Source organism: Marinobacter sp. R17 (assembly GCF_003789045.1).
Lineage (GTDB): Bacteria > Pseudomonadota > Gammaproteobacteria > Pseudomonadales > Oleiphilaceae > Marinobacter_A > Marinobacter_A mangrovi.
This window is the reverse complement of the sequence record NZ_RHGZ01000025.1, coordinates 1-12,600: the sequence shown is the minus strand read 5'-3', so window position 1 is coordinate 12,600 and position 12,600 is coordinate 1. Positions and strand designations below refer to the sequence as shown.

10 protein-coding genes are annotated in these 12,600 nt (G+C 62.9%); 8 read left to right on the top strand and 2 right to left on the bottom strand.

Annotated elements, in window-relative coordinates; translation table 11 throughout:
- Positions 1 to 78 precede the first annotated feature (78 nt).
- Both EB809_RS16140 and EB809_RS16135 read left to right on the top strand, forming a co-directional pair.
- On the top strand, positions 79 to 2,976 hold the full coding sequence (locus EB809_RS16140) for an FAD-binding and (Fe-S)-binding domain-containing protein (protein WP_123635869.1): 2,898 nt from the start codon (positions 79 to 81) through the stop codon (positions 2,974 to 2,976).
- A gap of 139 nt (positions 2,977 to 3,115) precedes the next feature.
- Positions 3,116 to 3,574, top strand: coding sequence for an ATPase (locus tag EB809_RS16135; protein ID WP_123635868.1), 459 nt, complete (start codon positions 3,116 to 3,118; stop codon positions 3,572 to 3,574).
- Positions 3,575 to 3,615: 41 nt separating this feature from the next.
- On the opposite strand, the gene EB809_RS16130 is transcribed toward EB809_RS16135, so the two are convergent.
- On the bottom strand, positions 3,616 to 4,518 hold the full coding sequence (locus EB809_RS16130; protein ID WP_123635867.1) for an alpha/beta hydrolase: 903 nt from the start codon (positions 4,516 to 4,518) through the stop codon (positions 3,616 to 3,618).
- Positions 4,519 to 4,642: 124 nt separating this feature from the next.
- On the opposite strand from EB809_RS16130, the gene EB809_RS16125 reads away from it, so the two are divergent.
- Both EB809_RS16125 and EB809_RS16120 read left to right on the top strand, forming a co-directional pair.
- Entirely contained in the window at positions 4,643 to 5,641 is a 999-nt protein-coding gene (locus EB809_RS16125) for a GlxA family transcriptional regulator (protein ID WP_123635866.1), read from the top strand.
- Between the two features lie 156 nt (positions 5,642 to 5,797).
- Positions 5,798 to 6,205, top strand: coding sequence for a hypothetical protein (locus EB809_RS16120; protein WP_123635865.1), 408 nt, complete (start codon positions 5,798 to 5,800; stop codon positions 6,203 to 6,205).
- Between the two features lie 66 nt (positions 6,206 to 6,271).
- Here EB809_RS16120 and tmpT read toward each other — a convergent pair whose 3' ends face one another.
- Positions 6,272 to 6,934 carry a thiopurine S-methyltransferase gene (tmpT, locus tag EB809_RS16115; protein WP_123635864.1) on the bottom strand — a complete coding sequence of 221 codons (663 nt, stop codon included), beginning with the start codon at positions 6,932 to 6,934 and terminating at the stop codon, positions 6,272 to 6,274.
- A gap of 212 nt (positions 6,935 to 7,146) precedes the next feature.
- On the opposite strand from tmpT, the gene EB809_RS16110 reads away from it, so the two are divergent.
- The 4 genes from EB809_RS16110 to EB809_RS16095 all read left to right on the top strand — a co-directional run bounded on the left by EB809_RS16110 (position 7,147) and on the right by EB809_RS16095 (position 12,138).
- On the top strand, positions 7,147 to 8,109 hold the full coding sequence (locus EB809_RS16110; protein WP_123635863.1) for a D-2-hydroxyacid dehydrogenase: 963 nt from the start codon (positions 7,147 to 7,149) through the stop codon (positions 8,107 to 8,109).
- 202 nt (positions 8,110 to 8,311) lie between these two features.
- Complete coding sequence (locus EB809_RS16105) at positions 8,312 to 8,641, top strand: hypothetical protein (protein WP_123635862.1); 330 nt, start codon at positions 8,312 to 8,314, stop codon at positions 8,639 to 8,641.
- 474 nt (positions 8,642 to 9,115) lie between these two features.
- On the top strand, positions 9,116 to 10,375 hold the full coding sequence (gene malE, locus EB809_RS16100) for a maltose/maltodextrin ABC transporter substrate-binding protein MalE (RefSeq protein WP_123635861.1): 1,260 nt from the start codon (positions 9,116 to 9,118) through the stop codon (positions 10,373 to 10,375).
- Positions 10,376 to 10,380: 5 nt separating this feature from the next.
- A complete protein-coding gene (locus EB809_RS16095; RefSeq protein ID WP_123635860.1) occupies positions 10,381 to 12,138 on the top strand; it encodes a methyl-accepting chemotaxis protein in 1,758 nt (585 codons plus the stop codon).
- Positions 12,139 to 12,600: the final 462 nt, after the last annotated feature.

The following is a 12,600-nucleotide window of genomic DNA, read 5'->3' as shown; positions in this document are numbered from 1 at the left end:
GACCGGATCAGGCCCGTCTTGCCCGGCCGGTGAGACGGGGCCGCCCATTCACTCCTGCACGCACCGTAAGGAGCGCGCATGGCCAGAGAAATCGCAGTCGCCGCCGACCATACGGCTGACATCGATTCATTGGTGACCGCCCTGGAGTCGGTCATCGACGGTGAAGTCCGTTTCGAAATGGGCAGTCGAGCCCTGTACGCCACCGACGCCTCCAATTACCGCCAGGTACCGACCGGCGTCGTCATTCCCCGTCACGAGCAGGACATCGAGCAGGCGGTGGCCGTGGCCCGCCGGTTCGACGCGCCCATCCTGATGCGTGGGGCAGGGACCAGCCTGGCCGGCCAGACCTGCAATGCCGCTGTGGTCCTGGATACCTCGAAATACATGAATCGTGTGCTGGCGGTGGAACCGGACGATCGGACCGCGGTCATCCAGCCCGGGGTTGTCTGTGACGTCCTCCGGGACGCCGCCGAGCAGCACGGCCTGACCTTCGGTCCGGATCCTTCGACCCATACCCAATGCACCCTGGGCGGCATGATCGGCAACAACAGCTGCGGCGCCCATTCCGTGATGGCCGGCAAGACCGACGACAACACCGAATCCCTGGAGATCCTGACCTACGACGGTGTGCGCATGACGGTCGGGCCCACGTCCGAGGACGAGTTGGCCGACATCATTGAGGCCGGTGGCCGCAAAGGTGAGATCTACCAAGCTCTGCGCGATCTGCGGGACCGCTACGCCGATCACATCCGCAGCGGTTTTCCCGACATCCGGCGGCGGGTGTCGGGCTACAACCTGGACGCGCTGTTGCCGGAAAACGGCTTCAACGTAGCCCGCGCGCTGGTTGGCAGCGAAGGCACCTGTGCGGTCACGCTGTCGGCCCGCATGCGACTGGTGGACAGTCCGCCGCACCGGGTGCTGGTGGTGCTCGGGTATGAGGACATCTGCCAGGCCGGGGACCAGGCACCGGCGATCCTGAAAACCGGGCCGCTCTCGGTGGAAGGCCTCGATGAGCGCATCGTCGGGGACATGCGCAAGAAAGGCTGGGGGCTGCACGCCATCGAGGGGCTGCCGGACGGCAATGGCTGGATCCTGTCGGAGTTTGGCGGGAATTCCATGGAAGAGGCGACCCGGGCTGCGCAGAAGGCCATCGACAGCCAGCAGGCTCACTGCGTCGACAGCAAACTCTACACGGACCCCGACGAGGCCAATCGGGTTTGGAATGTTCGCAAGAGCGGTTCGGCGGCCACCAATGCACTGCCGGGCGAGGACGAGAGCTATCCCGGCTGGGAAGATGCGGCGGTGGACCCCGAACGGGTCGGCGACTACCTGCGCGACTTCCGCAAACTACTGGACCGCTACGGCTATCGGTCCTCACTCTACGGGCATTTTGGCGACGGCTGCATCCACGGCCGCATGACGTTCGACCTGTCCAGCCACGAGGGCGTTGCCACATGGCGCCGTTTCCTTGATGAAGCCGCCGACCTGGTGGTGGCCTATGGCGGGTCGCTGTCCGGCGAGCACGGGGACGGGCAGGCACGGGCGGAGCTCTGGCCCAGGATGTTCAGCCCGGAATTGATGGATGCTTTCCGGGCATTCAAGACGATCTGGGACCCGCAGGGCCGTCTCAATCCCCACAAATTGATCGATCCGTACCGCATCGACGAGCACCTGCGAACCGGCCCGGACCATGACCCCGTCGAACCGGAACCGCTGTATTTCAGTTTTCACCGGGACGAGGGGCGCTTCTCCTCCGCGGCCCATCGCTGTGTGGGCGTGGGCAAGTGCCGCAGCTACGCCGGGGGCACCATGTGCCCGAGCTATCGGGGCACACAGGAAGAGAAGCATTCCACCCGGGGACGGGCGCGGCTGCTGTTCGAGATGCTCCACGGCGACACGCTGGAGGGTGTCTGGAGCAACGAGTCCGTGCATGAAGCCCTGGACCTCTGCCTCGCCTGCAAAGCCTGCCGGCAGGAGTGCCCGGTGCAGGTGGACATGGCCACCTACAAGGCCGAGTTCATGGCCCACTACTACGAACATCACCGGCGCCCGCGCCAGGCCTGGACGCTGGGGCTGATCCACGAATGGTCCCGGGTGGCCGGAAAGGCGCCGCGCCTCTTCAACGGGCTGACGCGGCTGCCCGGCGCCGCCGCCGTCGTTCGCCAATTGACCGGTATGACCGCTGAACGGGATCTGCCGTCATTTTCGCCCCATCCGTTCACCCGGGATTATCGATCGGTATCGATGCCGGAAGGGCGCCCGGCGGTGATGCTGTGGCCCGATACGTTCAACAACTTCCTGCAATCCGATTGTCTGCAGTCGGCATCTCGGGTGCTGGAGCGCCTGGGCTATGCCGTCCAGTTGCCGGGGCGACCGGTCTGCTGCGGCCGGCCGCTGTACGACCACGGCATGCTCGAGCGTGCCCGCTGGCGCCTGAGGCAGGTGCTGGAAACGCTGGCACCGGCGATCGAGGCCGGCATTCCGGTCGTGGGGCTGGAGCCCTCCTGTATGAGCACGTTCCGCGAGGAACTGCTGAACTTCTTCCCGGACGACCGGCGCGCCCAATGGCTGGCGGAGAACACCTGGTTGTTCCCGGACTTCCTGGCGCAGCAGACGGATCTGTCGCTGCCGAGTCTCGATGGGGACGCCTGGGTGCATGGTCACTGTCACCAGAAGGCTCTGGTTGGCATGGCAGGCACCCGCTCGCTGCTGGAAGGTCTGGGGCTCAAGGTGAGCCTGCCGGATAATGGTTGCTGTGGGATGGCGGGCGCGTTCGGCTTCGATGCCGACAAGTACCCGGTCTCCATGCGCATTGCCGAGTCGGCGATGCTGCCTTCACTGCGGGAGACGCCACAGGACACGTATCTGATTGCGGACGGCTTCAGTTGTCGCGAGCAGATCCGGCACGGCAGTGGTCGCACGGCGTTGCATACGGCCCAGTTGCTGGACCGGGCCATGCAGGGCAGGGAAGGCTAGCGTGCGGCTTTATGCGGCTGGCTTGACCGGCGTCATACCGGGAGCCCGGCCGCTGTGAGAGCATCAACCGATCAGCCCCTTGGCGATCTCGTCAGACTTCGATGGCGCGCGGGGCGCTACTACGGCGGGGATGCTTCTTATGGAAATCAGGACCTTTGAAGACCTCATCGACTGGGCGAGGCAACTCCACGGGCATCTGTCCCGCAGCCTGGACGAGTGCAGCGGCCGGAACGAAAACGAACGCGCTAGCGCCTTGCTCCACTATCTCTCTGAGCATGAGGCGGAGCTGGAACGCATCACCGCCGAGTTCGAGCGTCAGGCCGATCCCAAGGCGCTGAAGACGCGGTTATACGACTTCGTCCGCCATCACGCCTTCCAGACCGACCGCAAGACCGATGCCCACTACGCCACGCTGGGTTTCGACGACATTGCCCGGGAAATCTTCGCCTTCCACGATGAGTTGATCGCACTTTACGAGTCGCTCGTCCGCAAGGCTGAAATCCCCGAAGTCGCTGAGCTCATGACGTCGCTGTTGGCGATGGAAACCAATGAGTACATGCGTCTCGCCCGACAGGTGCTCAGCATGGATGATGTCTGATCCTGGCGGAGCGACAGCCAGGTGCTCCGCCAGGGCTGAGATTAATGGGTGTTCGTGATTCGGGTGACCACCGCGTCCACCACGTCGGGATGCCAGAGCAGGCGATGATGGCCCAGACCGCGAGTCTGAAGCACGTCGGCGACCGTCCAGCTGACCCGGACCCGTTCACTCTGGGACGGCGGAACATGCCGGTCATCGCTGTCGTACACCACCAACCCGTTGCCGGGCAGCCCCGACGCCAGATGCGGGAGTGACAGTTGGTTCCACAGGTCCTCCCCGAAACGGTCTTCCATCATTCGGCGGTGGTCGCGCAGGACGCTGGCGGGAACGCCCAGCGTAGCCCCCAGCCCATTGACCACCGATGATAAGTCGGACGGCGGCGCCAGCAGAACCAGATGCTTTGCGTTCAGGCCGTGCGTCAGTGCCCGGGCGGCGGCCAGTGAACCCAGCGAGTGGGCCAGGATGGCATGCACGGGCCCGGTGCTCTGGCCAACACGCCGAACCACCTCCGCCATTTCAAACAGATCGGTTTGTGAGCCCTGGGCCCGGCCATGGGCCGGCGCATCGAACAGCACCACCCGATAGCCGGCGGCCACAAGCGGTTTGACATAGGCACCGAACTGGATACCCGCACCGGACCAGCCATGCACGCCCAGCACCGTCGGCCCTTCACCCCAGCTGTAAATTGGGATGGTATTGCTGCCGTGGTGAAGCTGGGTGTGGCTGTCGGCTTCGTCCAGCAAGTACTCGTAGCGGGAGGGCATCGGCAGTCGCGAAGGACGGAAGAATTGCCGGTTCACCAGACTGGCGGCTCCGGTCGGCGAAACCCGGGCGTACAGCGAAAGGCCTAGTCGCCGCAATGAGCGGTTCAGTCCCGGTCGCGCGGATCGGGGCTTGTCAGGGAGACGGGTGACGGCCGGAAAGGCTTTGACGGGAACGTTCATGATCAGCACTCCTGGCAGGGATCCTCGGTGGATCCCGGTGGATGACAGGATCAGGTTACGGCTTGCCCCGATTCGCCAGGAGTGTCATATTTGACATTTAAAGTGCTGAATAGGTCATTGCGTCATGATCACGGTTGCCATCGTTGCCCAACCTTACTGCCATGCCAGCGGCGTCCATGGCGTGATGGATTTCTTCGCCACCGCGAACTACTGCGGCCGCAAGATGTCCGAACAGCCCCTGTTTGAGTGCCACATCGTGACGGCCGACAGCGAGCCGGTGCGAGGCTATAGCGGCGCGCTGGTCACGCCGACGGCGCGCCTTGACGATCTCAAGCCGGATCTGATTGTAGTGGGGTCGGCGCTGGAGGCCGTGGTGGTCGATACCTACGTCGAGCGCGCGCTGGACGCCGCCCGGCCGTTATTCGGCTGGCTGCGGTCGGCGGCGGATCGGGGCGCCCTGTTGGCGAGCGTCTGTACCGGCAGCTTCGTGCTGGCGGAAGCCGGGCTGCTGGACGGCATGGCTGCCACGACACACTGGCGTGCCGCGAACCTGTTTCAGCAACGCTATCCCGGCGTGCGGCTGGAGGTGGATCAACTCCTGGTGGATAACGGCCCGGTGATATGCGCCGGCGGGGCATCGGCGTTTTCCGACCTCTGCCTGTACCTGGTGGAACGGCTGGCTTCACCGGCGGTGGCGCTGGCGTGCAGCAAACTGCTCGTGTTGGACAACCGGCGCATGGAGCAGACGCCCTATATGCGATTCTATGGCCACAAGGCGCATCAGGACGCGTCCATCCTCAAGGCGCAGACCTGGCTGGAGACCCATTACGCCGAGCCGGTGGCCATCGATCAGGTGGCCGACATCGCCGCGCTGGGGCCGCGCACGTTCAAACGCCGTTTCAAGGATGCCACCGGGGAGACGCCCATTGGTTACCTGCAACAGCTGCGGATTGAAGCCGCCAAGCATTTCCTCGAATCGAGCCGCGACCAGACGGCACAGATCATCTGGCGGGTGGGTTACGAGGATGCGTCATCCTTCAGACGCCTGTTCAAGCGTTCCGTGGGCTGCACCATGGAGCAGTATCGCAAGCGGTTCAGCTACGTCGTGCCGCTGACGGCATAGCTGCCAAGGGCGCAGCGATTTGGATGTTTGAATGGGGTTGTGCTGACGACAGCGTCGGCCTAATCTTCCTGAACAGGCAGAGGGGAAGTTGCCTGCAGTCGCACCAACACTGTCACCATGTCACCGTACATCCTCCACGGAAAAGGAGTGGTTGCCATGTCCGATGTTCCCGTTACATCCATTCTGGTTATCGCCTCGACGTCCACCGTCGCCAATGCCGGGTCCAATATGTTCGTGGAGGTCCTGATCCCGCAGGTGGCGGCCTCTGAGGTATCTCTGCCCGGATCGCAGGGCTCGACGCAGGTCATTACCATGCCGGCTTCCGGCACCAAAACCATCAGTGAGATCACACCGGCCGATATCAACCTGAGTACCGAGCCGCCCAATGAGGGGGACGCCTGGCTGCCCTCGGCGTTTTATGTACTGGGTAAAGGGGATTCCGGCGATTATGAGGTCATCTGCGCGATTCCCGAGTGGCCCACCGACGTCTGGTTGAGTGAGGATCCCAATGATCCCAATGCCTATCCGGCGGTCACGCTGGCTCAGGTCTTGAGCCACGTCTGATCCAGCTTCAACCGTTCGTCAACACGTGCAGTGAGTGCAGGCCGGAGCGTGTATCCGGCCTGCCGTTCAGTTCTTGCGGCGCAGACGAAACACGCTTTCAGAGCCGTTGTTCAGGCCTTTGCGTTTGGCGAAGGGATGGTCCTTTTCCAGCGGGTTGGTCAGTATACGGTCGATCTCGAATTCATCGCCGAACAGGGCATGCACCTCGTCGTTACTCACGTTGAACGGCGGGCCTTTCATCTCGCCCGGATCGTAATCCAGAGTAATCAGCAGGATGGCCGCCTGATCCGGCAGGATGGCCTCCAGGTGATCGGCGTAATCCCGGCGCATCTCGGGCGGCAGGGCGATCAGCGCCGCCCGGTCATAGACCAGACGTACATGGCGGACATCGTCGGGCACCAGCTGAAAAAAGTCGCCGCACCAGAGTTCCAGCTCATCGTCGTGGATGTACCGGGTGAACGGCTGGCCGGGCAACACCCGGGCCTTGGCTTCGGCCTCCTCGAAGAAGTCCTTGCAGGCGATGGCGCTGAGTTCGATACCCATCACCGGATGGCCCCGGTCGTGCAGCCACCACAAATCTTTCGACTTGCCGCACAGGGGCACGAGAACCGTCTCGTTACCGTGGTGGACCATCTCGGGCCAGTGCTCGTGAAGATAGCGGTTGACCGTTCCCTCGTGGAAACCGATTTCCTGGTTTTTCCAGCGGGCGTGCCAGAATTCGTGCTCCATCGGCGAACCTCCTGCCTGTTATTTGCAAAACAGTATGGACCGGGATGGCGTCCGGTGTCAGTGGGTACCTGAACATACAGATCAACAGCATGGTCATACGTTCCTGTCACGGACTCGTCTGTCGTCTTTGTCATGATGGAGGACGTGAAGCCGGCCTGGCGAGCGTGTAATCTGTTGGCAACACTGACATTTACCGCCAAGGACACCTGCTTATGAAAGCCGTTTTCCTCGATGCCGCCACCCTGGGTCATGATGTCGATCTCGCCCCGATCCGCGAGGCCGTCGACGAGCTGGTCCAATACGAGCAGACCGCACCGGACCAGGTCGAAGAGCGGATCGCCGGTTTCGATACCGTGATCACCAACAAGGTGGTGCTGGGCGAAACCCATTTTGAAGCCCACCCGGACATCCGCCACATCGTGGTGACGGCCACCGGCACCAACAACATCGACCTGGAGGCGGCCAAAGCGCGCGGCATCAAAGTGGTGAATGCCATCCGCTACGGTCGCGCGTCCGTTGCCCAGCACACCATGACCCTGATCCTGGCCCTGGCCACCCGGCTGATCGACTACCACCAGGATGTAGGCGCCGGGTGCTGGGAGCAAAGCCGCCAGTTCTGCCTGATGGACCACCCCATCATGGAGCTGGAGGGCAAGACGCTGGGCATCGTTGGCTACGGCGATCTGGGCCAGGGCCTGGCCGAGCTGGCCAAGGCCTTCGGCATGAATATCCTGCTGGCCGCCCGGCCGGGGCAGGAGGCCGGCGAAGTGGACGGCATGCCGCGCATGCCTCTGGAAGAACTGCTGCCACGGGTGGACGTCCTGTCGCTGCATTGTCTGCTGACGGACGACACGCGCAACCTGATCGACGCCGATGCCCTGTCGAAAATGCAGAAGCACGCCTTGCTGATCAACACCAGCCGCGGCGGCCTGGTCGACGAAAAGGCACTGGCGGATGCCCTGCGCAAGGGCCGCATCGGTGGGGCCGGTTTTGACGTGCTCACCGAAGAGCCGCCCGCCAATGGCAACGTGTTGCTGTCACCGGATATTCCCAACCTGATCGTCACACCGCACTGTGCCTGGGCCAGCAAGGAAGCCCGGCAGCGGATGGTGCAGCTGACGGCGCAGAACCTGGAAGGGATCAGCAACGGCACCCAGTCTCGCTGGGTGGTGTGAAACGGATCGGGATGCGGCCCGTCAAAGTCCGCTGGGTGAATTTTGCGCAAAATTTGCATTCAAACGCTAGACTTGGCAACACAGGACAGTATCGTAACGGAATCCAAGACGGGTCATTCTTTCATTCCGGATTTGTTACGCTGCCCGTTGAATGATGCGGTCAGGCCTTCGGTGCTGACGGACCACCACAGGAGAAACGCGTGTGAAGCGGATGATTTGGCCATTACTGGGTTGCCTGGTCGCGCCCTTCGTCCAGGCTGCTGGCGATCAGGTCCAAATGCGGACGCAAGTGGATACGGACTACACGCTCAGCGAATTCACCGGGTCACGCAGTCACACTCTTTATTTGCCGCAGCAGTCCGGTGCCGATCTGGTCTGGCGGGAACGGAATACCAGCGGCGGTGTCTACATCGGGCCGCGGGTGGGCGCCTCGCACATGTCAGATCACGATGTCGACGATGCAACTCTCAGTTCGGCTCTCGGTGTCGAAGCGGGTTACCTGCAATCCCTGGCGCCTCTGGATCCACAGTAGAGAACGCTTCAGTTTGGCCTTTATTTTCGTCAGATCTACTCGAACCTCCACAATCAACGGTCCATCAGCGCCGGCTCGGTTGGTCAGGATGTCGATGGTGACGGTCAGTCCGAACTGGGCCTGCAATTTCTCTGGCAGCCTGAATAGGGCTGCCTCCAATCCTGGGTCATTGCCGCGTTGCTGGTGATGATCCGGGGTTGCGCCCCTGCGATGACACTCTACGCCGGTAACCTACCCCCCACTTTTATCCTCCCGGAATGACGCGGGTCTTGTGCGTCGCCCCATACACTGACTCCCTGGTGCACTCCGGGACCATAACGCCTGGCTTTGCGCCCCCATGACAATAACAAGACCGGTGTGTCCGGGCCTGCCCGCCACACCACGGCGACCGTTGTGCCGGGGATGGTGCAAGACCTCCACTTGAGCCGTTCCGCGTTCGCGCATCTGGATCGCCGGCTATCGGTGGAGTCGACCATGCGTATCGCAAGCATCCGTTTTACCTGTGTTCTGCTTTTTCTCTTCAGCGTGCTTACCCAGCCTGCATGGGCGGTGGAGCGTGGCACGTTGCACATCTGGATCAACAACGACAAGGGCTTCGACGGTCTGGCCGAGGTGGGCCGGCGGTTCGAGGCCGATACCGGCGTTCCCGTTGTCGTTGAGACCCCGGAAGACCTGACCAGCAAGTTCGATCACGCCGGCTACACCCGCGAGGCGCCGGACATCATCATCTGGCCCCACGACCGGTTCGGGGCCTGGATCAACGAAGGTCTGCTGGAGGCGGTCAAACCATCCGCGCCCGTAAAGGAGGCTCTGGCTCCGTTTGCCTGGCACGCGGTCACCGTGGGCGACAAGGTCTACGGCTACCCGATCGCGACGGAAGTGGTCAGCCTTATCTACAACAAGGCGCTGGTCAGCCAGCCGCCCCGGACGCTGGATGACGTGGCGGCGCTGGATAGCACGCTGCGTAAGAAGGGCAAGCGGGCCATCGCCTGGGATTACAAGAACGTCTATTTTTCCTGGCCGATCATCGCCGGTGCCGGCGGCTTCAGCTTTGGCAAGACCGACGGCAATTACGACCTGACCAAGGTGGGCGTGGACCAGCCGGGCGCCATAGCGGCGGTCGACAAGATCCGGGCACTGTTGCGCCAGGGCGTCATCCAGAAAGATGACGATTATGGTCGCATGATGAAGGGCTTCAAGGCCGGCGATACCGCCATGATCATTAACGGCCCCTGGGCCTGGGGCGAGCTGCGCGAAGCCGGCATCGACATTGGTATCGCCGATGTGCCGGGTATCGATGTCAAACATCCGGGCAAGCCCTTCGTGGGCGTGCTGGCCGCCGGCATCAGTGCCGCGTCGCCGAACGCGGAACTCGCCCAGCAATTCATCGAAAATTACCTGCTCACCATGGATGGGCTGACAGCCATCAATGACGACAAGCCCCTGGGCGCCGTCACGCACCTGGCCATGGAGCAGACCCTGGCTCAGGACCCGTTTATTCGCCACACCTTCGAGTCGGCCAGTACCGGCGAAATGATGCCCAACGTGCCGGAAATGAAGCGCTTCTGGGATCTGCTCACCCGTCGCTTTGCGGACATGATGGCCGGCGAGAAGCCGGTTCGTCCCACCCTTAACCACGCCGGTGACCTGCTGCGACGCCTGGATACGATGCGTGGCTGGAACCGTCGCCACTATCTGGTTCAGTCATCTGCTCGTGGTCACGAGAAGGAGTAATCGTCATGCGTCTGTCTGCCGCTTCGGCACCGCTCGGTCGCCGCACGCTGTCCATTCGGACCAAAGTGATTGTGTTATTTGCGCTGCTGACCGCCATCGCGGTGGGGGCGTCGGGTCTGGTAATCCAGCGTATTGAAACCATCGGCCAGAGTGTCGATCGGCAACAGGCCAGCATTGCCCGCCAACTGGAAGCTACTCGCCACCAGGGTGAATTGATCCGCCAGCAGCGGGAGCTGGCGCAACGGGCCCAGGGCGTCAACGAGGCCCAGCGTCAGCTGGAAGCGCTGCAATACTGGTACTCCCACGCCGCGCTGACCGCCGACCACGAATCCCTCGACAACGCCCACGCCGCGGACAAGGCGTTTGTGACGGCGCTGGATGGTCTGGTGGCGGACAACCCGGATCTAGGTCAAACCGTCGAGTCCATGAAAAAGACCCTCAAGGAATACCGCATGCTCGGCGAGAAGATGTTCAACTTCTTCGAGAAGTCGATGATGCTGATGGGGCGATCGATGGGGGAAGCGGCCCGGGAGCGGGCGGTCACCCTGACCAAGCAATTGGATGGCATCCGCGAGGATTACCGGCAAAAGGAACAGGCGCTGGGCGATGGCGTGCTGGCCGCCGGCGATGACGTAGAAGCCGCCGGCGGCGCGGTGGCGGATTCGGTAACGGCCATCCGCGGCGACATCGACCAGGCCACCACGGTCAGTCTCGCCATGATGGTCGCGATGGCGGGTTTTGCCGTGCTGTTCGGTGGCATCTTCCTGCGCTCGGTCCTGAAACCGATCCGCGCCCTTGGCCGGCGCATCGACCAGATCCAGACCCACAACGACCTGACGGCCAGTCTCGATTATCGTCGCAATGACGAGTTGCAGGTGATCAGTCAGGCCTTTGATGGCATGCTGGCCCGCTTCCGCGAGTTGATCCGCCAGTTGGGACTGTCCACCTCCGAACTGGGCGAGGTCGCGACGACGGGACGTGAGGGCAGTCAGGCCCTGGCTACTCAGGTCGATCAACAATTGCAGGAAACCAGCCTGGTGGCCACCGCCACCAACCAGATGACGGCAGCGGCCGAAGGCATTCAGACCAGCACCGGCGATGCGGCGCGCCTGGCCGAAGCGGTAAGTGAACTGACCCGACAGGGCGGTGCGGCGGCCGAAGAGTCCGTGCGAGCGATGGAGTCGTTGACCGGCCGTATTGACGCCGCCAGCGGCGTGATCCACCAGTTGGCGGAGCGCAGTGAATCCATCGGCACCGTGCTGGATGTGATCCGGGGCATCGCCGAGCAGACCAACCTGTTGGCCCTGAATGCCGCCATAGAGGCGGCCCGCGCCGGGGAGTCCGGCCGGGGCTTTGCGGTGGTGGCCGATGAAGTGCGCGGGCTGGCCAGTCGCACGGGGGATTCCACCGTGGAAATCCAGAGCCTGGTGGAAAACCTCCAGGCCGACGCCCAGCGCGCCGTGGCGGAAATCCGGGAAAGCCTCGAAGAGAGTCGGGTCACCGTGGACCGCATCCGGCACTGCCGCAGTAGCCTGACCGACATCGAATCCAAGGCCGGTCAGATGCAGGACCTGAACCAGCAGGTGGCCCAGGCCACCGCCGAACAGAGCGACGCCATCCAGAGCATCGACCGCAACCTCACCAACCTGGCGCGCCAGATTGAAGCGATTAACGGACATGCCTCGGAGACCGGTTCAAGGACCGACAGGCTGGCGTCGATGGGGGATGAGTTGCAGGCGGCAGTGTCGCAATTCAGGTATTGAGGGTTTGGCGTGAGTCGCTATGCAGCTGACTTGAGCCAGGTAGGTTGGGCTGACGCAGGAAGCCCAACAATGAGCGGGCAACGGACATTTCCTTCATCGCGAGACGCGCTTGATTCAATGACTCTCCAGCACCGGCTTGGCGCCCATTGGATGGGGGCGTTTTGCCGCAAACCTGGGTTGTTGGGCTTCCTGTGTCAGCCCAACCTACGCCGCTGGCGTCAATGGGGGGTGAGTTGCAGGCAGCAGTGTCGCAGTTCAGGTATTGAAAATATGGAGTAGGTCGACTCCCCCTCTCCCGCGGGGGCGAGGGGAGCTTATGCGCCTAACTCGGGGATTGTTCAACCGGAGCATGGGTAACACTTTGAACCGGCAACATGGGTTACACCTCTTCCCCCGCGTGCCACCGGCATGCGGGCTCCAGTCGCGCGGTTTTAAGGTTGATGTGGCCCAGCAGATGGGTGC